The organism is Ruegeria sp. AJ12 (genome assembly GCF_056536245.1).
In genome coordinates, this window is sequence record NZ_JBQFJJ010000001.1 from 512,791 (window position 1) to 532,021 (window position 19,231).

General features: G+C 58.4%; 21 protein-coding genes and 1 pseudogene. 14 read left to right on the plus strand and 8 right to left on the minus strand.

Features of this window, described 5'->3' with window-relative positions:
- Nucleotides 1–30 precede the first annotated feature (30 nt).
- Both leuC and ACR3E0_RS02505 read right to left on the minus strand, forming a co-directional pair.
- Nucleotides 31–1,434, minus strand: a complete 1,404-nt coding sequence (gene leuC / locus ACR3E0_RS02500) for a 3-isopropylmalate dehydratase large subunit (RefSeq protein ID WP_480475858.1) — start codon at nt 1,432–1,434, stop codon at nt 31–33.
- A 51-nt stretch (nt 1,435–1,485) separates the two neighbouring features.
- A complete protein-coding gene (locus ACR3E0_RS02505; protein ID WP_480475860.1) occupies nt 1,486–1,584 on the minus strand; it encodes an isopropylmalate isomerase in 99 nt (32 codons plus the stop codon).
- Between the two features lie 231 nt (nt 1,585–1,815).
- On the opposite strand from ACR3E0_RS02505, the gene rsfS reads away from it, so the two are divergent.
- The 3 genes from rsfS to ACR3E0_RS02520 are packed head-to-tail and all read left to right on the plus strand — an operon-like array spanning nt 1,816 to nt 3,177.
- The gene (gene rsfS, locus ACR3E0_RS02510; protein WP_480475862.1) at nt 1,816–2,175 is read left to right on the plus strand and encodes a ribosome silencing factor; all 360 of its coding nucleotides are present in this window, start codon (nt 1,816–1,818) and stop codon (nt 2,173–2,175) included.
- A 44-nt stretch (nt 2,176–2,219) separates the two neighbouring features.
- On the plus strand, nt 2,220–2,690 hold the full coding sequence (gene rlmH, locus ACR3E0_RS02515) for a 23S rRNA (pseudouridine(1915)-N(3))-methyltransferase RlmH (RefSeq protein WP_480475864.1): 471 nt from the start codon (nt 2,220–2,222) through the stop codon (nt 2,688–2,690).
- 1 nt (nt 2,691) lies between these two features.
- The gene (locus ACR3E0_RS02520) at nt 2,692–3,177 is read left to right on the plus strand and encodes a flavodoxin family protein (protein WP_480475866.1); all 486 of its coding nucleotides are present in this window, start codon (nt 2,692–2,694) and stop codon (nt 3,175–3,177) included.
- A 3-nt stretch (nt 3,178–3,180) separates the two neighbouring features.
- On the opposite strand, the gene ACR3E0_RS02525 is transcribed toward ACR3E0_RS02520, so the two are convergent.
- Complete coding sequence (locus tag ACR3E0_RS02525; protein WP_480475868.1) at nt 3,181–3,528, minus strand: hypothetical protein; 348 nt, start codon at nt 3,526–3,528, stop codon at nt 3,181–3,183.
- A 34-nt stretch (nt 3,529–3,562) separates the two neighbouring features.
- Nucleotides 3,563–3,865: pseudogene (locus tag ACR3E0_RS02530) on the minus strand (DUF599 family protein); the annotation flags it as partial.
- Nucleotides 3,866–4,052: 187 nt separating this feature from the next.
- Here ACR3E0_RS02530 and ACR3E0_RS02535 point away from each other — a divergent pair.
- The 3 genes from ACR3E0_RS02535 (at nt 4,053) to ACR3E0_RS02545 (ending at nt 6,247) form a co-directional block, all read left to right on the plus strand.
- Complete coding sequence (locus tag ACR3E0_RS02535) at nt 4,053–4,844, plus strand: trypsin-like serine peptidase (protein ID WP_480475870.1); 792 nt, start codon at nt 4,053–4,055, stop codon at nt 4,842–4,844.
- The gene (locus ACR3E0_RS02540) at nt 4,841–5,656 is read left to right on the plus strand and encodes a trypsin-like serine peptidase (protein WP_480475872.1); all 816 of its coding nucleotides are present in this window, start codon (nt 4,841–4,843) and stop codon (nt 5,654–5,656) included. Before ACR3E0_RS02535 ends, ACR3E0_RS02540 begins: the two co-directional genes overlap by 4 nt.
- Before the next feature lie 123 nt (nt 5,657–5,779).
- Nucleotides 5,780–6,247: an Hsp20 family protein gene (locus tag ACR3E0_RS02545; RefSeq protein WP_480475874.1), complete on the plus strand. Its 468-nt coding sequence runs from the start codon at nt 5,780–5,782 to the stop codon at nt 6,245–6,247.
- Between the two features lie 112 nt (nt 6,248–6,359).
- On the opposite strand, the gene ACR3E0_RS02550 is transcribed toward ACR3E0_RS02545, so the two are convergent.
- On the minus strand, nt 6,360–6,995 hold the full coding sequence (locus tag ACR3E0_RS02550; RefSeq protein ID WP_480475876.1) for a hypothetical protein: 636 nt from the start codon (nt 6,993–6,995) through the stop codon (nt 6,360–6,362).
- Nucleotides 6,996–7,166: 171 nt separating this feature from the next.
- Nucleotides 7,167–7,607 carry a MarR family winged helix-turn-helix transcriptional regulator gene (locus ACR3E0_RS02555; RefSeq protein WP_480475878.1) on the minus strand — a complete coding sequence of 147 codons (441 nt, stop codon included), beginning with the start codon at nt 7,605–7,607 and terminating at the stop codon, nt 7,167–7,169.
- Nucleotides 7,608–7,708: 101 nt separating this feature from the next.
- On the opposite strand from ACR3E0_RS02555, the gene ACR3E0_RS02560 reads away from it, so the two are divergent.
- Nucleotides 7,709–7,930 (plus strand): hexameric tyrosine-coordinated heme protein, encoded by a 222-nt coding sequence (locus tag ACR3E0_RS02560; RefSeq protein ID WP_480475880.1) that lies wholly within the window; start codon nt 7,709–7,711, stop codon nt 7,928–7,930.
- Nucleotides 7,931–8,017: 87 nt separating this feature from the next.
- Here ACR3E0_RS02560 and ACR3E0_RS02565 read toward each other — a convergent pair whose 3' ends face one another.
- A complete protein-coding gene (locus ACR3E0_RS02565) occupies nt 8,018–10,201 on the minus strand; it encodes an esterase-like activity of phytase family protein (protein WP_480475882.1) in 2,184 nt (727 codons plus the stop codon).
- Nucleotides 10,202–10,329: 128 nt separating this feature from the next.
- On the minus strand, nt 10,330–11,805 hold the full coding sequence (locus ACR3E0_RS02570; protein WP_480475884.1) for an NAD-dependent succinate-semialdehyde dehydrogenase: 1,476 nt from the start codon (nt 11,803–11,805) through the stop codon (nt 10,330–10,332).
- Between the two features lie 283 nt (nt 11,806–12,088).
- Between ACR3E0_RS02570 and ACR3E0_RS02575 the strand changes: the two genes are divergently transcribed.
- The 7 genes from ACR3E0_RS02575 to ACR3E0_RS02605 all read left to right on the plus strand — a co-directional run bounded on the left by ACR3E0_RS02575 (nt 12,089) and on the right by ACR3E0_RS02605 (nt 19,217).
- Nucleotides 12,089–13,168 carry a hypothetical protein gene (locus ACR3E0_RS02575; RefSeq protein ID WP_480475886.1) on the plus strand — a complete coding sequence of 360 codons (1,080 nt, stop codon included), beginning with the start codon at nt 12,089–12,091 and terminating at the stop codon, nt 13,166–13,168.
- Nucleotides 13,169–13,465: 297 nt separating this feature from the next.
- Nucleotides 13,466–14,584, plus strand: a complete 1,119-nt coding sequence (locus ACR3E0_RS02580) for a hypothetical protein (protein ID WP_480475888.1) — start codon at nt 13,466–13,468, stop codon at nt 14,582–14,584.
- A gap of 22 nt (nt 14,585–14,606) precedes the next feature.
- Nucleotides 14,607–16,538: an AAA family ATPase gene (locus ACR3E0_RS02585; protein WP_480475890.1), complete on the plus strand. Its 1,932-nt coding sequence runs from the start codon at nt 14,607–14,609 to the stop codon at nt 16,536–16,538.
- Nucleotides 16,535–16,822: a hypothetical protein gene (locus ACR3E0_RS02590; RefSeq protein ID WP_480475892.1), complete on the plus strand. Its 288-nt coding sequence runs from the start codon at nt 16,535–16,537 to the stop codon at nt 16,820–16,822. The genes ACR3E0_RS02585 and ACR3E0_RS02590 overlap by 4 nt, the downstream gene beginning before the upstream one ends.
- A gap of 133 nt (nt 16,823–16,955) precedes the next feature.
- Complete coding sequence (locus ACR3E0_RS02595) at nt 16,956–18,293, plus strand: DUF6638 family protein (RefSeq protein WP_480475894.1); 1,338 nt, start codon at nt 16,956–16,958, stop codon at nt 18,291–18,293.
- Nucleotides 18,294–18,295: 2 nt separating this feature from the next.
- Nucleotides 18,296–18,562, plus strand: a complete 267-nt coding sequence (locus tag ACR3E0_RS02600) for a hypothetical protein (RefSeq protein ID WP_480475896.1) — start codon at nt 18,296–18,298, stop codon at nt 18,560–18,562.
- A gap of 10 nt (nt 18,563–18,572) precedes the next feature.
- Nucleotides 18,573–19,217 carry a DUF1523 family protein gene (locus ACR3E0_RS02605; protein ID WP_480475898.1) on the plus strand — a complete coding sequence of 215 codons (645 nt, stop codon included), beginning with the start codon at nt 18,573–18,575 and terminating at the stop codon, nt 19,215–19,217.
- Nucleotides 19,218–19,231 lie beyond the last annotated feature (14 nt).

A 19,231-nucleotide genomic window follows, 5' to 3' on the forward strand; every position in this document is an offset into this window, starting at 1 on the left:
ATCCCTCAAAAGTTGATTTATGAGGGCAGCTTACATCAACTCTCGGACGTCTGTCAGCCGTCCCGTGATTGCCGCAGCGGCAGCCATTGCGGGGCTCAGAAGGTGGGTGCGCCCACCACGTCCCTGACGGCCTTCAAAGTTGCGGTTCGAGGTCGCGGCGCAGCGTTCACCGGGCTGCAACTGGTCGGGGTTCATTGCCAGACACATCGAGCATCCGGCCAGACGCCATTCAAACCCGGCCTCTTTGAAGATCTCAGCAAGACCTTCTTCCTCTGCCTGGGCGCGAACCAGGCCTGATCCCGGCACGACCATGGCGCGCATGCCGTCCTTGATCTTCTTACCCTTCAGGATTTCCGCCGCAGCGCGCAGGTCCTCGATGCGACCGTTGGTGCAGGATCCGATGAAAACGGTGTCGATTTCCACGTCGCTCAGCTTCTGACCCGCTTCCAGACCCATGTATTCGATGGACCGGCGGGCCGCGTCGACCTTGCCACCTTCGAAATCTTCGGGGTGAGGAACGGATGCGGTGATCGGCAGCACGTCCTCGGGACTGGTGCCCCAGGTCACGACCGGCGCGATGTCTTCGCCGCGGATGGTGACAACCTTGTCGAAATGCGCGTCGTTGTCGGTGTAGAGCGTTTTCCACCAGTCCATCGCCGCTTCCCATTGCGCGCCTTTCGGGGCGTGCGGGCGACCTTTGACATATTCAAAGGTGGTTTCGTCCGGCGCGATCAGGCCAGCGCGGGCGCCGCCCTCGATGGCCATGTTGCAGACGGTCATGCGCCCTTCCATCGAGAGATCGCGGATCGCTTCACCGCAATACTCGATGACATAGCCGGTGCCGCCAGCGGTGCCGGTCTCACCGATCACGGCCAGGGTTATGTCCTTGGCGGTCACGCCCGGCTGCAGTTTGCCGGTGATCTCGACCTTCATGTTCTTGGATTTCTTCTGGATCAGGGTCTGCGTGGCCAGAACGTGCTCGACCTCGGACGTACCGATCCCATGGGCCAGCGCGCCAAACGCGCCATGGGTGGCGGTGTGGCTATCACCGCAGACAACCGTCATACCGGGCAGGGTCCAGCCCTGTTCCGGGCCGACAATGTGCACAATACCCTGGCGAATATCGTTCACCGGGTAATAGTGAATGCCGAAATCCTTGGCATTCTTGTCCAGCGCCTCGACCTGAATACGCGATTCAGGGTTTTCGATCCCGTTCACGCGATCCGGCGTGGTGGGCACGTTGTGATCAGGTACCGCGATGGTCTTTTCCGGTGCGCGCACCTTGCGACCCGCCATACGCAAGCCTTCAAAGGCCTGCGGGCTGGTGACTTCGTGCACAAGGTGCCGGTCAATATAGAGAAGGCAGGTGCCATCATCGGCTTCGTGCGCGACATGGGCATCCCAGATTTTGTCATAGAGCGTTTTGGGGGACATCGGTCCTCTCCCGTAGAAAATGAGAATAGCTGGCGAGTGGCTGGGCGCCGCTTATAGGCGGGCCAGAACCGTGCGGGCAGCCCCAAAGAACCGCTCGCGCAGGCGCGCACGGTCTTGCAGGTCGATTTTCGGGGCCGTATGAGGTCTCATAACCGGTCAGATATAGATACTGGCTGAGTCTATCAAGGTCTTGTGCACCCTCGCAGATGCCGTCAGGGCACAATCCTGCGAGGGCTCAGGCGCCTTCATTGAAATGTCATCGGGTGCTTGTTACCTTATAAGTATCCCGGCGCCGGGGTTTCACGGCGCGTAACAAAGGAGGACTATGTCCTGTCACTACAGTCTCAGGCGGGTTTGCCCGCCGATGATGGGGCCAAAATAATGGCCCACTCTCAGTCAATCAGCGACAAGCTGCTTGAACGTATCCTTTCCTCACTTACCGATGACAAGGCCGAAGATGTTGTGCAGATCAACCTGCAGGGCAAATCGTCCGTGGCGGATCACATGGTGATCGCATCGGGTCGGTCGACCCGTCAGGTCTCGGCCATGGCGGAAAAGCTGACGGATCGCATCAAGCAGGAATTCGGCTTCACCTCGAAGGTCGAAGGCAAGGATGCCGGCGACTGGGTGCTGATCGATACGGGCGACGTGGTCGTTCATATCTTCCGCCCCGAAGTGCGTGAATTCTACCAGCTGGAAAAGATGTGGCTGCCTCAGGGCGGCAGCGCCTCGGCCAACTGAGGCGCTATCCCGGTCTGTATTGAGAGGCCGGAGGCGAGAGAGATATGCGTATCAGCATAGTTGCGGTCGGGCGATTGCGCGCCGGACCCGAGAAAACCCTGCTTGACGACTACCTGACCCGATTTGACCGGACCGGCCGTGCGCTGGGCCTTGGTCCCGCGCGCGTGATCGAGATTGAAGACAAGAAAAACGCGGGCATGGGGGCGGAGGCTGCGTTGCTGCGCAAGGCATTGCCCAAGGGTTCAGTGGTCTGCGCGCTGGATGAGCGGGGGCGCGTGATGTCTTCCCCGGATTTTGCGAAAAAGTTCGGTGACTGGCGCGATGCCGGACGGCAGGATTTGGCGCTGATCATCGGCGGAGCGGATGGGATCGACCCGGCGCTGCGGGCCGACGCGGATTTTTCGATCTCTTTCGGCGCGATGGTCTGGCCGCACATGCTTGTTCGTGTGATGTTGGCCGAGCAACTTTATCGGGCTGCAACCATCCTGTCGGGCGGCCCCTATCACCGGATCTGACATGGCGCAGCTTTTGATCGTCTATCACTCGCGCACCGGCGGTGCCCGGCAAATGGCCGAAGCGGCAACCGAAGCGGGGAAGGACGAAGCGGATATCGTCTTGAAGACCGCAGATCAGGCCGGGCCCGAAGATCTCCTGCATGCTGACGGCTACATTTTTTGCGCGCCGGAGAATCTGGCCGCGATTTCGGGTCTGATGAAAGAGTTCTTCGACCGCAGCTACTATCCCGTTCTCGGCAAGATCGAAGGTCGACCCTACGCGCAGATGGTTTGTGCCGGATCCGACGGAGAAAACGCAGCAAGGCAAACCGCGCGCATCGCCACAGGTTGGCGGTTGAAAGAGGTGCAGCCGCCTTTGATCATCTGTACGCATGCACAGACGCCAGAGGCAATACTGGCAGAAAAGACGATCCCTGAAGATCAGCTTGAGAAATGTCGTGAAATCGGCGCCGCCATGGCGGCAGGCCTGAGTCTCGGGGTGTTCTGATCCTCAGTTCAGGTCGACGACCGTGGTGGTTTCGCTCCACCCCCCCACATTGTCGCGCGCCTGCACCTGCACCTGTGTGACGCCTTCGGGAATGGCGACCCCGCTCAGCGACCGGGTAAAGGGCTGCTCGTCGACATGCGGGTGATGCAGCACCCGCATCCCCAGCTCGGTCCCGTCCATGTCCAGAACACGCCAACCATCCGCATAGTCATCCCAGCCCGTATCCGGATGCCGGATTGTCACGTCGAACCGCCAGGTGTCGCCGCTGCGGCTGGCTGAAACGTTCTCGATCACCGGTGGATCGGCAAAGGCAGGAACTGCCAGAAAAGCTGTGAGAATCAGGTAACGCATACCCGACCATAAGTCGTGGTGCGGGGCATTGGTATCACGACTCTGTGTTGGGCGGCTGTGTCGGCAGGATCGTTCTGGAATGGGACGCGAATTCACGCCGATAGAGCACCCCAACTTTGATCAGTGTTCCCAACATCAGTGCTGCGGGCCCCAGAATCCAGGCCAAAGAGGCCGACGCGAAATAGGTCGCACGCAGCGCACGATTAAGGCTGCAGGCGGCGGGGACGCAGATCTCGGTGGCAGGGGCTGTTCGTGGATAGGCTTGCGAATCCTTGAGGTCATTCGGAACGGCAACCATCAGCACGGCGCAGTACCCAAACAGCGACGTAGTCCATCGGCGGGAACAAAAGCGCGATCAATCCAGGGCAGGGCAGTGACAGGAGGGTCAACTGTCGTAACTTGCCAGGCGGTCTGATGCAGGCTGGCATCACCTTCGGTCGAAACATCCGAACGGCCTAGCCGCCCTATTTTCGCCCCACGATTCATGTATTTCTGGTGTCTCAGAACAGACGCCGGAGACCCTTGTGCGCAACTGGATCATGGCTATTGCGTTGAATTTGCTGCCAATTGCAGCCTTGGCGCAGGATTCCGGGCTGACCAGTCTGGAAACCTCGGATTCGGGCCGGGCGTGGATGGCGGTCGGGCGTCTGGATATCGATGGTACGGGCTTTTGCACGGGCGCGCTTATTTCACCGACGCTGGTCCTGACGGCTGCCCACTGCCTGTTCGACAAAGCAACAAAAACACGGATCGACCCGGCACGGATCGAATTTCTGGCTGGCTGGCGCAGAGGTCGCGCCTCGGCCTACCGGGCGGCGCGGCAGGCGGTCATTCATCCGGATTATCATTATGACGGGAAAGCAACGACGGCCCGGGTGCGCAACGATATCGCTCTGATCGAGTTGTGGCAGCCGGTGCGGAATACGACCGTGATCCCGTTTGACACCGGTGACCGTCCGGCGCGCGGCGAGGAGGTTGGTGTTGTTTCTTATGCACATGACCGCGCCGAGGCACCGTCCCTGCAAGAGGTTTGTTCGGTCATGGCGCGCCAATCCGGTGTTCTGGTGATGTCTTGCGACGTGGATTTCGGTGCGTCCGGCGCCCCGATCTTTTCTTTTGCTGATGAGCGCCCGCGTATCGTTTCGGTTGTATCAGGCAAGGCCGAGCTTGGCGGGCAGAGCGTCGCGCTGGGCACTGCGCTGGATGAATCGCTTCAGTTGCTGCAGGCCGAACTGTCCTCCGGGCGCGGGTTCGGCTTGTCCACGTCCGGCACCGGAGCGGGCAAGAATGTGGGCGCGAGATTCATCAAGCCATGACCAGAGTACTGCTAACCGCATTCCTGTTCGTATCCGCCTTGGTGAGCGCCGCTTTGGCCCAAAGTGACAAGCGCAAACTGACGGACCGCGATGATCTATATGGTTGGGAGGCAATCGGACGGCTGGATATCGGAACAGTTTCGTTCTGCACCGGGACCCTGATCGCGCAGGACATGGTTCTGACCGCCGCCCATTGCGCCTTGGACAAGAAGACCGGCCAACCCTATCTGCCGGGCGAAGTCACGTTTCGCGCCGGGCTGAGCAATGGCAAGGCTCTGGCAGAACGCAAGGTCGTGCAGATCGCGGCGCATCCGGATTATGGCGCCAATGACCTGCTGTCCCCTCAGAGCATTCGGGCAGACGTTGCCCTGATGCGGCTGGAGGAGCCGATCCCTTACGAAATCGCAGACCCCTTTGCGCTCCATGGCGGGCGTGTGTCTGGAAACGAGATCAGCATCGCCTCGTATGGGCGCGGACGAGCAGACGCAATCACACGTGAACGATCCTGCCGCATCCTCGAACGGCGGCAAGGTTTGATCGCGTTTAACTGCGATATCACATTCGGGTCGTCGGGTTCGGCGGTGCTGGCCAGGAATGGGCCGCGCTGGCAGATTCTGTCGGTGGTGTCGGCAGTGGGCGTGCATAACGGCAGAAAGACCGGATACGGAATGGAACTGGCTGGTGTCGTATCGGAACTCAAGGCGATCATGCGCCGCGACGCGCCGCAGCCCAAGGCGTCGATCCGCAGGTTGAAGGTTGGGTCCGGCAAGTCCGAATCGGGCGCAAAGTTCATCAGTTCCGGCGGGTCTTGAACTCAACCAATTTCCTACCCATGTGAGATGTACCGGATCGCCAAAATCGGGGTCCGGTGACTGTCGTCGCCCGTCCGAACGGAGGGCACAAATCGTGAATCGCTCAACATGAGGATACAACACATGCGTAGTTTTGATTTTGCACCGCTGCATCGCGCCACCATTGGATTTGACCAGATCGCAGACATGATGGACCGCGTTCTGACCAACGACGTTGCGCAGCCCAGCTACCCCCCATACAACATCGAAAAAACCGATGCCGACACCTATCGTATTTCGGTGGCTGTCGCCGGATTTTCGGAAGAAGATCTGTCGGTCGAAGTGAAAGAGAATTCGCTGGTCGTCGCTGGCAAGAAAGCCTCTGATGACAAGGATCGCAGCTATCTGCACCGTGGCATCGCCACCCGCGCGTTTGAGCGCCGCTTTGCGCTGGCCGACCATGTCCGCGTTACTGGCGCCAGCCACGAAAACGGCATGCTGAACATCGACCTGAAGCGCGAAGTGCCCGAAGCCCTGAAACCGCGCCGGATCGAGATCGCGTCGTCCAAGGCCATCGAAAAGGATGTCGTTGACGCCAAAGCCGTCAACTAAGGCGGCACAGAACCGAGCGGTAATCTGATCCTCTCTGGATTATCGCAACATACGCCCCGCGTTCCTCCAGACGCGGGGCGTCTTTATTCTGACCGTTGGAGTTTCCGATCGCTCAAACAGCTGTGCTTGAGGCCGCGTGTCGCTCAATTACCTCCAACAGTTCAGTCGCATTTGGGATGTACTCGAAAACGATGGGGCTGGTTACGCGCCCCCACAAGTGGGGCTGACCGGGATGCGTCAGCCCAAGCCCAAAAGGTTGCAATTGGTCCTGTGAGAGTAATGTACCGATTTGAAGTGAAGGATGCGGGCGAGTGTTGATGATTCTATATGGGTAAGTGGCTGAATGCGGACACGAAACCACATATAGGCGCGTGCTTAGCCGCCAGTTTCTTCCTTTGCGGCACACAATGGATCGCTTGTTGGTGACGAAATAAACTAAATTGAAAAGAACGTACTGCCGTTGGCTTGCGGCACTAAATGATATACCTGCAAAAACCACAGTAGCGACTGAAAAAATCATCAAAGCATCTATGCGATCAAATCGAGTTTCGTCCTCGATGAATGGAATTACGCCCCACATCGCCAGCACCCCCACAAGCAGACCAATGTGTAACTTCTTCTCTTCACCGACCGCCTGAAAAAAGCTGCTCCCATAAGCCGGGCAGCCGGACCAGAGCAAAACTTCATTGGTGCGCAGAATATCTTCCAGACGAGTGTGCTCAAAACACTCGATTGACGGGTTCTTCATTCTCTGCCTTCTAATGCCATTTGGAAAAGCCTACTTTCAATACGTGTTCAACGTTTGGTTCAAGGCAAAAAGTGGCAAATGCTCTTTTAACGCCTCTACGCAACTCAAGCCAGAAACACAAAATAGACCAATTGTGTCACTTCTTTGCTAGGGGGTTTTGTTGGGTTCTAACTAGTCTCCTGACAACCCATCGCAGATCTTCTCCAGGAGACCCTGCAATGTTTCCAACTCGCCACGCTCCAAAGTTGTTCCCTGCACCATGCATGCGGTGATGTACGGCGCTTCTTGTTTCAGCGCCTTGCCTTTGGAAGTCAGGTTTACATAGACCTCCCGGCTGTCTTGCTTGCCTCGGGTTCGTTTGACATGGCCTTGCGTTTCCAGCCGCTTGAGTAAGGGCGTCAGTGTACTGGTGGCCATTCGCAACCGCGCGGCAAGTTCTGTCACCTTCTGACCGTCCGTCTCCCAAAGCAGAGTGAGGGTAATGTACTGGGGATATGTCAGGCCCAGGCGCGTCAGGTGTGGTGTGTACGCCCGGTTGATAACGTGTGACGCCGTATAAACGCCATAACAAAACATATCTTCGGCCCGGGTCGGTAACTGATCGGTATCCATGTCTTTTCTCGAATTAGCATCGTGCACGATATAAATCTTGACATGGGGCTTGGGGATCATCAATGTGAAAATACATCGTGCACGACATAAAGAGAGGTAGCATGTCCTGGTTGCCAAGCTTAGAAACGAAAACTCCTGAGGCCGGTTTTGACCTGGCGATTTTGCTGTCCCGCATGGCAGTCAAGAAAACGCAGCCCGATGACGAGGCCCGGAACAGAATGCGCCCGGATTATGCAAACAGTGCCGACAGTTTGACGATGGTGTCCCACGTGGTCGCTGCCAACTTTCGCACAATCGCTCAGGCAAACAATTACTGGCGCTGAACCTTGTCGAGGCCAGGCAATAGCCGCGACAACTGAAAAGCCCCGCAGATACGGTCTGCGGGGCTTTATTTTGTCTCTGTTTGGGGATCAATTCCCGGCTGTCACAGGTCCAATTGACCAGAACATCGTCTCGCCCGAGGCGTCGTCTACACCGTCATTATCCGTCATCACAAATGCTTCGCCCGAGGGCAGGATGGCCAGACCTTCGATCTTGTCCAGAACGTAACCCCCGGTCGAGGTCAGGTCGGGCAGCAGGTCGCGGACCTCTTCCTTGCTGACCACAGGCAACTCGCCACCCAGTGGGGCCGGGGTCATTTCGGACAGTGGGATGCGGTAGACTTTTTTGGTCACAGCGCGGTGGTCATGCTGGTTGTCGCGCTCGATGACATAGACATGATCACCAAAGGCTACGATTTCCGACAGTCCGACCCAGCCTGTTTCCGGGGCGGCCTTGGGATAGTGCACGGCACCCCATTCCTTGCTGTCCAGATTATAGGCGACCAGTTTCACGTGGTTTTCCGGGTCGTCTTTCCACTCTCGCTGAACCGCCATCCACAGGGTGTCACCCACCTTGGTGATGCCTTCGAAGCCAAAGCGTTTTTCAACAGCCATCAGTTCCGGCGGCAAGCCAATCTCGCCCTTGCGGTCCTTGATCAGACCGTCCGGTCCGACGTGATAGATCGCGTGCGGGATGACACGATCGGTGCGGCCTTCGGAAGCGACGTAGAAGCCCCCTTCGCCATCCAGCGTGATGCCTTCCATGTCGATCTTTTGCGCCGGGTTGCCGTCCTGACGATGAACGCGGATCACATCCACGATACGGGCAGGCTGCTGGCTGGGGTCGATCTTGAAGATCGATGGCTGGAAGCCGTAGAAGCTGTCGTTGACCGCATAGATCATGCCATCCTCATCCGCGACCAGACCGGACAGAGCACCCCATCCGATCAGTTCATCCGCGCCAGCGGAGGTCAGGTGAGGATAGGTGGCGGGGGCGTCCTGATACTCGAAGATCGAAACATGTGCACGTGGGCCACCGTCTTCGATCAGGTCTTTTTCATTGGCCGAGATCAGCAGGTTGCGTTCCGGGATCGCCACATAGCCTTCCGGGCCAACGCCTGACGGCAGCAGCTGTTTCAGCACCGGGTTGGCCGGATCGGTAGCGTCATAGACACCGACGACCGAGGCGCGTTCGGCGCCCACAAAGATCATCGGTGTGCCGCCGAAGGTGGCTGCGGTCACGCTTTCCGGCTCTACCCCTTTGGCGTCAGAGCGTTTGTCGGGGTAGTGGCCGATCTGGATGATGGCTTTCTCGAAATCGGTGCTGTTTTCGTAGACAACGGTGCCGTCCTTGTGGAAGATCGTCCAGCCGCGCGACCCGCCCTGATAGTCGCCTTCGTTTGCGGTGGCGAAATGGGTGTCATCGATCCATTTCACCGCGTCAGGCTCGCGCAGACGGCCCTTCTGGCTTTCTGTGAAGATCAGCGCACCACGTTCGTCGGTGGCATCGATGCCGTCCAGATCCACGCTGCCTGCCGAGAAATGGCTGATCACGTTGCCATCTTTGTCTACAACCGCGATGTGGTTGTTTTCCTGCAGGGTCACAACGGTCTCCCCGAGAGCGTTGATGTCAACGAATTCAGGTTCGGGATCGGTCGGGGCGACGTCGGCCAGACCGGTCAGCGAGGCCATTTTCATGCCCGCGCACTCCAGCGCGCCGTCTTTCAACGGCACCAGCGCCAGCGACCCGGCGGGCAACTGCGGGATGATGCCATCGTTCAGGTCTTCGTCCCGCTCGTTCTCGATCGCCACGGCGACAAAGCTGCCATCAGGGGCAATCGCGACACTGTCGGGTTGGCCGCCCAGATCACAGGCTCCGGTTTCGGCCTTGCCTGCGATATCGACCGAGATCAGTTTGCCCGAGGGGGCGGTGTAGCTTTCCGACGTGTTGACGCCCACAAAAGCTGTTGCGCCAACGATCCCAACCGAAGTCGGCTCGCCACCCACCTCCATCGCTCCTAACGGCGCGGGGTTTGCAGGATCGGTGATATCGACCAGGCCGATCACGCCCAGCGGGCTGTCGGTATAGACCAGCGTCATGCCATCCGCGGTCGCCGCAATGATCTCGGGCGAGGTCTCACGGTTGGTATCGGCCCCGTCGGCCATGTTCTTGACGACCGGGAAAGATGCAATTCGGTTGAAGTTCATTTCTGCCATGGCCTGACCAGCGGTCAGGGCAAGGGCAGATGTCAGGCAGACAAAGCGCAATGACATCGGTAGGTGTCCCCTCTCAGTTCAATGAGAGGGGGATGAACGCGGGTCATTGCAGAGATGTGACGTTTTGTTTGCAGTTTTGTGACAAACCGAAGGGGTCCGCCACGATGCGCCGCAGCCGTTTCCTATCAGACGGACAGGCAGACGTATTTCATCTCAAGATAGTCTTCCATGCCGTGATGGCTGCCTTCCCGGCCCAGACCGGACTGTTTGACGCCGCCAAACGGGCCCAGCTCGGTCGAGATGATGCCTGTATTCACACCGACGATACCATATTCCAGTGCTTCGGCGACCTTGTAGACGCGGCTCAGATCCTTGGCGTAGAAGTATGAGGCCAGACCAAAGATGGTGTCATTGGCCATGGCAATGACGTCATCCTCGTCCTCGAACTTGAACAGAGGGGCAAGCGGGCCAAAGGTTTCGTCCTGTGCCACCATCATGTCCTGAGTCACGCCGGTCACGATGGTAGGTTGAAAGAAGGTACCACCCATATCGTGTGGCAGACCGCCGGTCAGAACCGCACCACCTTTGTCGGTGACGTCCTTGATATGCTCTTCGACCTTGGCGACCGCATCATCGTTGATCAACGGGCCGGTTGTGGTGCCTTCGGCCAGACCGTCACCGATCTTCAGCGCTTCGACGGCCGTTTTCAGCTTTGCGGCGAATTCATCATAAACTCTGGCCTGCACATAGATGCGGTTCGCACAAACGCAGGTCTGGCCGTTGTTGCGGAACTTGCACAGCATCGCGCCTTCGACGGCTGCATCCAGATCGGCGTCGTCGAACACGATGAACGGCGCGTTGCCGCCCAGTTCCATCGAGCATTTCATGACCTGATCGGCCGCCTGACGCAGCAGGATCCGCCCCACCTCGGTCGAGCCGGTGAATGTGAGTTTGCGCACGCCCGGGTTTTCGCAGAACTCTTTGCCGATCTCGCTGGCCTGGGACGAAGGCACGACGTTGAAAACACCGGCAGGCACGCCCGCCTGTTCCGCCAGCAGCGCCAGAACCAGCGCAGACAGAGGCGTTTCCGTGGCAGGCCGCGCAACAAAGGCACACCCTGCGGCCAGCGCGGGCCCGGCCTTGCGGGTGATCATTGCGTTCGGAAAGTTCCACGGCGTGATCGAGGCCGCAACGCCGATTGGTTGTTTCATCACCATGATCCGCTTGTCGCGCTGGTGGCCGGGAATCGTCTCGCCATACACGCGTTTGGCCTCTTCACCGAAGAACTCGATGAAAGAGGCGCCATACGCGATCTCGCCAACCGCCTCGGCCAGCGGTTTGCCCTGTTCGGCGGTCAGGATCTTGCCCAGATCTTCGGCGTTCTCGATCATCAGGTCAAACCAGCGACGCAGTATTGCAGCACGTTCTTTTCCGGTCAGTTTGGCCCAGTCTTTCTGCGCGGCTTCGGCCTGTGCAATCGCTCCTGCGACCTGAGCGCGGCTGACATCTGCCACCTCGGCCACCACATCGCCGCGTGCCGGGTTTGTCACCGCAAAGGTGCCATTGTCACCATCCACCCACTGTCCGCCGATATAGGCTTTGGTCACCAGCAAGTCAGGGTTTTTGAGAAGTGACTTCAGATCAGTCGTCGCGTCCAACATGGGGCAGTCTCCGGCAGAAATTGAGTTGTGCGCACCCAATCAGGTGTGGCGAGTTTTGTCTATGGCCACTGTGGTCGGCGGATCAACCCAGATTGCATGTGGGTCGGTATGTCTCAGCGTTGCAGCTGTGCCGCAATGTGCGTCGGTCGGTCAGGTTACGCCCGTGTGCCTTTCATTTCAGGCGCGAGTTTGCCAAAGTTTCCATGATTTTGGGTGTCAAGGGGATGTAAATGGATGTAACATTCCCTATCTTATTGGTTATACAAGAAAAAGGGATAAAAAGATGTCGAACCAGCAGTTTGAGGCGTTGATTCAGGAAACTCAGGACAAAGTGCGTGAGTCGCAATCGCAGATCGAAGGCCTGACCTCTCGCATCGAGGCTGCACGTGCCAAGATCGGCACGGCTGAAGCGGATATCGACATCGAAAACGCAACGCTCGAAGATGTGCACGCTCACACTGAGGTGATGAACGCCAATATCGCCGAGCTGATCATGGGCTTGGACGACGTTACCAGCGCCTTTTCCAAGGATTTCGACGAGATGCGCTCGAAAACCGGATGGGAAAGCTTTGTCGGTATCTTTGCCAAGGCCAAATCCGAGTCGATGCGGCAAGAGCGGATGCGCACGGCCAATACTGATGACAAGTTGCAGGACCTGATCGCCAAGTCCGATGTGATCGTGAAACTGCTTGAAGGGCAGTTATCCGTGCTGGAAGAACAGCGCGTGAAGGTCGAGGACAACCTGACCGTCACGCTGGACGACCGTGAGGCGACTGTCGCGGAACTCGAGGCGCTGCGGGCGGAGATTCAGGGCATGGACCCGGCGATCATCACCTTGGAAAACAAGATCAGCGTCGAACAGGACGCCGCTGCGCGGACCCAGCTGGAAACCGAACTGGCCGAGCTGAACAAGCAATACAACGCCAAGGTTCAGGAAGAGCAGGTCAAGCTGGCCAAGTCTCAGACGCTGGAGCGGTATATCGAAAAGGGCAAGACCTGGGTTGATTCACTACAGAATCAGGCGGCGACGCAGATGGTGCTGATCAACAAGCTGCAGACAGACACGCAACAGCGCGTGGTGCTGTATGACGCCCTGACCAAATCGCTGAAAACCGCGCAGCAGCAGGACGTGGCCCACCGTATCAACGAGATCGGTGTGCAGACCGACCAGGAGGCGCAGACGGCAATGGCCGCTATCGGCACCGCGACCAACCAGAAGATGGCCGACATGCTCGAGGCGCATGAGGACCACATGGTCTTTGCCCGTGACGTGCTGGAGAAAAAGGCCAAGGCGGACGAGCGCTTTGCCCGCCGATTCGCCTCGATTGTCGAGAAGCATGATAAGAATTTATATGGTGGGTGATGCTCAAAAGCCCTCTAGTCAGATTTGTATGCGTATCGCTGGCAATGGTCTTGTCACTGTATTTGGCATACTTGTCCATTGAGAATTCCGTATTCTCATCTGAGGGACCAATCCTACTTCTGTGGTTTTTCCTAGCGGCTTTATGGACTGTCGGTTTTGCTTACTTGTGCGTCCAGTACTGGATGGCAAACATCTGGTTTCTTGCGCTTTGCGTGAAAGGTTTTGGGAAACTCGCGTCGGCTTTTTCCCAAGCCCACCTTTACTTAGTGGGTTTCATGAGTCTTAGAAAAAGAAAAAATGACTGACCCCACCCAAGACCATGTCGGCCTGACCGACACTTTCGCCTCGCGCCGCTATTTCCGCAAATTCGAGGTCATCACCGTCCACCTCCTACGCGTGGCCGCGACGATGGAGGCGGAGGGCGCAATCAGCAAGCAAGAGGTGCGGATCGTGTCACGCTACCTCTCGGGGTTGCTCTACACCTTTCGGGCACTCAGCATGAAATACCTGCTGGTCGGGCGCGACACGGGGCGGTTCTTTGGCAGCCTTGCGATGGACAAGCGCGACAGCGGGTTTCCGGTCGCGGCTGAGTTGCTGACCATGGCCAATGACGCGCAGCAGGCGCAGGTGCATCTGGCGAACATGCCCTCGGAAGACGACCTGAAAACCGATATGGTCCGGACGATCATCGGGGTTCAGGAGATCCCCACCAAGCTGCAATTCGCGCTGTCGCAAAGGCTCTACTACGAGGAATTGCTGAAAGGAGAGCTGTTCTGGGCCCGCAACGATCCCGAGTGTCACTGGATCGGGAATGAGGGCGACCGGCGCAAGTTCATGATCCACTGGGCGGTTTATGACAGCCAGATTAATCTGCCGGTCATCTACCTGATGCAGTTGGAGGATAGCGGCAAGACGGCCCTGCCCAAGGATCAACGCCGCTGGCCCGAGGTACAGGCGCATCTGATGGCGCAATCTCTGGGCGGGTTGAAACTGGTGACCATCGCCAAGGGCTTCGATCTGGATTTCGATGACCTGCACCCCAAACATCTGCGTCGTATCCATGTGGGGCCGATGTATTCCTCGGCCTTTACCGAACAATCCGGCCCACTGCGGCAAGTGCTGGAGGATGCCCAATCTCCGCAAGGACAGGATTGGGCGCTGGCCTGGACCACCGAAGAGCTGCACAGCGAAGAGGTGATCGAAGAACGCGCGGGGTGGTTTTCGACCGTGGAGCGCGAGGTGTTTGCGCTGGATCCCTTCGGCGGGCAAGGGGCCGAGACCGGGGCGACGCGGACCCAGCGCTCGATCATCCTGCCCCAGCGCCCGTTTCAGGTGCTGGCCGAGCGCAACCCGCCGGGTTTTGCTGATGTGCGCAAGTTTGTGGTCAGCAAAACCGGGCAGGTGTTGAGATATTGAAGACAGCAAAGGCGATTTTGAAATGAGTTTGACGTCAGATCAGATGGAATTGCGCGAGGACGACATTCGCAAGCACTATCCCGCCGCGACCGACTTGCTGAACGGGTTTGAGCATGCGCCGCGGATTGCCAAAGCTGTCCAGGCCACCGTTGAACGCTCTCCGGGCGTATCGACCGGACGGCGGTTTCGCTCCACGACACCGGGGTTGGTGACGCGCCGAACTGCGCGGGCAGACGGGGTGCATCTGGTTGACCGGATCGAGGCCTCTGACGATGATGACGCGTTGGTCTCGCCGCCACAGGCCACCACGCAACAGGCGATCCGTCGCGCTGTTGCTATCGCTCTGGCCGTCGCCGAGACATATGCGGAACAGACCCTGCTGGCCGATCTCAAACGGGCCAATCTGGCCGGAGATCTGCCTGCTGCCCGCAAGACCGAGTTCTCGGAATTTCTGACGGCTGAGGCTCTGATCACCTCGCACACATTCGGCAATGCGCTGGCCTATCTGATGTCCTCCCATCTGGGCGAGACCACCGTTGATCTGGGCGAGATCGAAGAGGTTCTGACCGACAACGGCCAACTCGCGCTGCATGGCGCGCTGTGGGAGCTGGACCAGACGCTTGCCAAACACGCGCCCGATGACGCCCATCTTATCGCCGCGACCAGCGCCTATGCCGAGCAACTGATGGAAAAGGTCACCCTGCGCGCCCAATCGGCGGGCCATCTGGCCCCGTTCCAGAACGCGGCCTGGCATATCGAGGCGGATGATCTGACGATCCGGGGCTTTGAACCCGCCTCGAAAGCCAAATCCACCACCCTGACCATGACGTTCAAGAAACCGAACGAAGTGGTGGGCAACCACATCGCCAAGTACCAGGCGATGAAGCTGGCCAAGATGGTGATGGCCTATGATTTCGATCGTCGCCTGAACCCTTTTGCCGAGCTTGGCGGGTTCATCTTTACCTTCATGGGCGACGGCAAACCGGGCACCGGCAAGACGACCCTGATCCAGATGATGGCCGGGCTGATCAACGACTATTGCCAGAACGCGGGCTATCCGTTCCGCTATCAGAACCTGAGCACCGACAATATCGACAGCTATCAGGGCAAGTCCGGCCAGAATGCCAAGGCGTTTATCAACACCATTGTCGACCCCTCGGTTATCGGGTTCGGCACCATCGACGATATTGACCAGCTGGCGGGCAAGCGAGGCGACCGACAGTCCTCGGCCGGGCAGTTGGAAATCACCGCCGTGCTGATGGAGAGCTTTGCCGGTGCCAATACCGTCGTGCGTGGCAACTGCACCTTTGGCATGTTCTCGAACTACCCCGAGAATGTGGACGACGCCCTGCGCCAGCGGGCGGGCGCGCGGTTCCTGGTGGACGGGCCGCAAACGCGAGAGGATTACATCGACATCCTGCACCTGTTGATGGGCCGCAACCACGATATACCCTTAGGCGAACACGATGCCTATGCCGCGCAGGAGATCAAGAAAGCCGTCGCCGCCAGTTTCGAAAGCCATTCCCGCCCGCATGAGGACGCGCTGCTGCAGGTGTATGACCGGGTGTCCAGCGAGATCGGCCAGATGGATACGATTGCCAAACTGGGCATCTACCTCAAGGCGATCCAGCAGGCGGATGAGCGCTTCACCGGCCGCGCGATCAAGAACATCACCGACGCGGTCAAGGTCCGCGCGATGGATTTCGAACTGCCCGACGAATGGATGGAAAACCCCGACCTGTTCCTGTTCCGCGACTACGACACCAAGAAGGCCATGATCGAGGACCTGCGCCAGCCGATTACGGTGGAAATGGTGATACAGGAGATCAACCGCTACGCCGACAGCGAGTTCCGTTATGCCGACAAGAGCGATGAGGTCGCCATCGAGAACGCCGTTCGCGAGATGGGCCGGATGGAAGAGGCCAAGCGGCGGTATCTGGAGGGGAAGGGTTGACTTATTCTGCGCTTGTTATCGCAATTGGCTTTGGTTGGTTGGTGCCGTCAGCCCTTTGGGTTTTCGCTCCTATAGTGAAACGGTCTAAGGTAATACATGGCGTGATTGCTGCGTTGTTGGTGCCGGTAGCCACTTTGGCATCGCTTAATATTCTTCACTCTTTCGGGATTGTCTCTGATGAGCGTATGCCACTTTGGCCAACGGCGATGCAAGCCTCGGTCTATGCGATGGGTGTGATCATCTTTGAAATCGTAAGATTGCACCGGAAGAGCGAAAGACTATGAAAATGTGGAAGCCAAGCCTACAGGTAATCGCGGCGCAGCCGCGACGCGCCCGACCCGCCCCCCAGGGCGGGCGCGTTCCGCACCCACCCTCGGGCCGAGCGCTTCACTACCGTTGCGCGGGAAGGCAAGTGTTGTGATCCGCCTCATCAAAAAAGGCCTGATGTTCGGCAACCTTGTCCACATCTCCAGCCCGGCTCTGGTCGAGCGGTATAACCGTGCGCTGCAGCATTTGGCGGGCAAGACCACTCAGCTTTCGGATTTCCATGTCGATATCTCGGGCTATTCGCCGGAGGTGGGGATTGAGCTGGAGGATGAGGTCTACCTCAACCCCAACGGGGTCAACCGGCAGTTCATCCTGCTGACGACCGAGCAGAAACGCGCGCCTCTGCTGAACGTAAAATTCTCGACCTCGCGCGATATCCTGCGCGAATTCATCGAGATGAACGAGGCGCAGCTGTTCGCCCTGACCGCCACGGATGCGGTGGCCGGTGAGCTGGTGAACTCGGTCATCAAACTCAGTACGCCGCGCGATCTGTTCAACATCCAGAAGATCGAGATTGAGGCGGACACCGCGGGCGGTACCCTGCGCAAGGCCGAACAGCTGGCGGGTATGGTCGAGCGGTTCAAAACCGAAGAGGACGCCTGGTTCGATGATGTGCTGATCGCGAAAATGATCGAAACGGCGAAAGAAACCGGCGACGTCACCCGCAACCCGGTGCGCCTGCGCCACACGGCTTTTGAGCAGCGCAATTTCTGGACGGCGCATTTCGGCGGGTTGTACCTGTTCCCGGACATGGATCACCCGGCAGCGATTTGCATGGGCGAAAAGCCCGACGACCTGCCGATCAAATACATCTTTGATCCGTCGCAGCGAAACCAGATTGCCAAGTTTCTCGACTACAACGATCTGGTCGAACCCATCGTCAAGGCGCGCGGCGTGGACGCCGCCGCGATCCTGCAACAGAAGATGGATTTCCTGACAATCTCGACCGCCGCAGATGCCGATGTCGATCTGACGGAACTGGACCGCAGCGACATGCGTCGTCTGGCCCGAAAGCACTCGGATCGCCTGCCCGAGGCCTATCATGGATTGGCGCAGCTGCTGCGCTGGGCAACGGACGGAGGGCGATGGCCGCGCATCACGTCGGACCATGCGGCCTATTTCTATACCCTGCGCGCAGCCGATACGCCCAGCCGCGATCTGGTCAACATGTTGCTGGCCGAGCTCGCCCCGCTGGACCCGCGCCAGATGTTCATTTGCCACAAGGAGTTGTTCTACAGCACATACGCCAGATGGCCGGAGACCAAGAAAGCCTATGTTGCCGATTTCCTTGCACGCGAGTATCAGGTGGACAAGGCTGGCGCCCGTGCCGCCCTGTTCGGCCATGAACCGGATATGAGCGGTGAGGACCCGATCAGCGATGCCATCATTGCACGGGTCGGGCCATGGGGCGCCGTGAGGAGGGGTTAGAGATGTTGGGAGCACTGCGTCTGTTTCTGATCCTGCTGGTCATCCAGACGGTCGCCTATGTCGCCCTGTCCCTGTATTCGCGGAGCGTGCGCCGCCGCAAGCTTGAGACCTGGTGGGACGAGAAGGGTAAAACCGGCAACAAAGACGCGTTTGTCGAGCGCGGCCTGCATGTCTATGACAATTCGTTCCGGCGCAAACTGATCCTGAGTGTCTATGTTGTGCCATGGGTGGCGATTGGCGCGCTGATCTATATCGTAAATTACATGTGAGGGTATTGGCATGGCCTATGTGAAATGGGCGTTCATCATCATATTCTGGGTCACCATTGGCACGATCCTGCAATACTCGTTGCCGCAGCAAGATATCGTGCGGATCGTCAATACCTATGAGGAGCGGCAAGACCTGAACGATTGGACCCGTATCTTCTGGTCAGAGCCTGATGATCAATCGACGAGCCTGTCAAACCGGGACGTTCAGTTCATTCAGGCGGTGCGCGCAAACGGCAAGCCGATCGTCTATCGGAACGAGGATACCAGTTGGGGCTGGCCGCCCTATTTCAAGTTCGACACGGCAAACCTTTACACCGAAGCCAACGATGCGAAATCCACCAAGGATGACCCGGATTGGGTCGTGGTCACGCATTACGGCTGGCGGAACGAATTCATGTCGATCTTTCCCAACGCGGTTTCCATCCGGCATATCGACGGCCCGGACACCCGTATCATCCCGTGGTTCAACATCATCTTCCTGACCGTGTTTGCCGCACTGGTCTGGGCGCTCTGGGTTCGGTGGCGCAGGTTCCGGCAGGCGCGGATCGATCCGATGCTCGAAAATGTCGAGGATGGGTTTTATGCCGCCGGCGATGCGATTGACGAACGCCGCACCCGCCTTCGCCGATGGCTGGACAGCTGGAAATCGAAATAGCCGACTTCCGCACC

Excerpts from the sequence above, each read along its gene's own strand:
- leuC (WP_480475858.1), bottom strand. The coding sequence starts at position 1,434 with ATGTCCCCCAAAACGCTCTATGACAAAATCTGGGATGCCCATGTCGCG.
- ACR3E0_RS02505 (WP_480475860.1), bottom strand. The coding sequence starts at position 1,584 with ATGAGACCTCATACGGCCCCGAAAATCGACCTGCAAGACCGTGCGCGC.
- rsfS (WP_480475862.1), top strand. The coding sequence starts at position 1,816 with ATGGCCCACTCTCAGTCAATCAGCGACAAGCTGCTTGAACGTATCCTT.
- rlmH (WP_480475864.1), top strand. The coding sequence starts at position 2,220 with ATGCGTATCAGCATAGTTGCGGTCGGGCGATTGCGCGCCGGACCCGAG.
- ACR3E0_RS02520 (WP_480475866.1), top strand. The coding sequence starts at position 2,692 with ATGGCGCAGCTTTTGATCGTCTATCACTCGCGCACCGGCGGTGCCCGG.
- ACR3E0_RS02525 (WP_480475868.1), bottom strand. The coding sequence starts at position 3,528 with ATGCGTTACCTGATTCTCACAGCTTTTCTGGCAGTTCCTGCCTTTGCC.
- ACR3E0_RS02540 (WP_480475872.1), top strand. The coding sequence starts at position 4,841 with ATGACCAGAGTACTGCTAACCGCATTCCTGTTCGTATCCGCCTTGGTG.
- ACR3E0_RS02545 (WP_480475874.1), top strand. The coding sequence starts at position 5,780 with ATGCGTAGTTTTGATTTTGCACCGCTGCATCGCGCCACCATTGGATTT.
- ACR3E0_RS02550 (WP_480475876.1), bottom strand. The coding sequence starts at position 6,995 with ATGAAGAACCCGTCAATCGAGTGTTTTGAGCACACTCGTCTGGAAGAT.
- ACR3E0_RS02555 (WP_480475878.1), bottom strand. The coding sequence starts at position 7,607 with ATGGATACCGATCAGTTACCGACCCGGGCCGAAGATATGTTTTGTTAT.
- ACR3E0_RS02560 (WP_480475880.1), top strand. The coding sequence starts at position 7,709 with ATGTCCTGGTTGCCAAGCTTAGAAACGAAAACTCCTGAGGCCGGTTTT.
- ACR3E0_RS02565 (WP_480475882.1), bottom strand. The coding sequence starts at position 10,201 with ATGTCATTGCGCTTTGTCTGCCTGACATCTGCCCTTGCCCTGACCGCT.
- ACR3E0_RS02570 (WP_480475884.1), bottom strand. The coding sequence starts at position 11,805 with ATGTTGGACGCGACGACTGATCTGAAGTCACTTCTCAAAAACCCTGAC.
- ACR3E0_RS02575 (WP_480475886.1), top strand. The coding sequence starts at position 12,089 with ATGTCGAACCAGCAGTTTGAGGCGTTGATTCAGGAAACTCAGGACAAA.
- ACR3E0_RS02580 (WP_480475888.1), top strand. The coding sequence starts at position 13,466 with ATGACTGACCCCACCCAAGACCATGTCGGCCTGACCGACACTTTCGCC.
- ACR3E0_RS02585 (WP_480475890.1), top strand. The coding sequence starts at position 14,607 with ATGAGTTTGACGTCAGATCAGATGGAATTGCGCGAGGACGACATTCGC.
- ACR3E0_RS02600 (WP_480475896.1), top strand. The coding sequence starts at position 18,296 with ATGTTGGGAGCACTGCGTCTGTTTCTGATCCTGCTGGTCATCCAGACG.
- ACR3E0_RS02605 (WP_480475898.1), top strand. The coding sequence starts at position 18,573 with ATGGCCTATGTGAAATGGGCGTTCATCATCATATTCTGGGTCACCATT.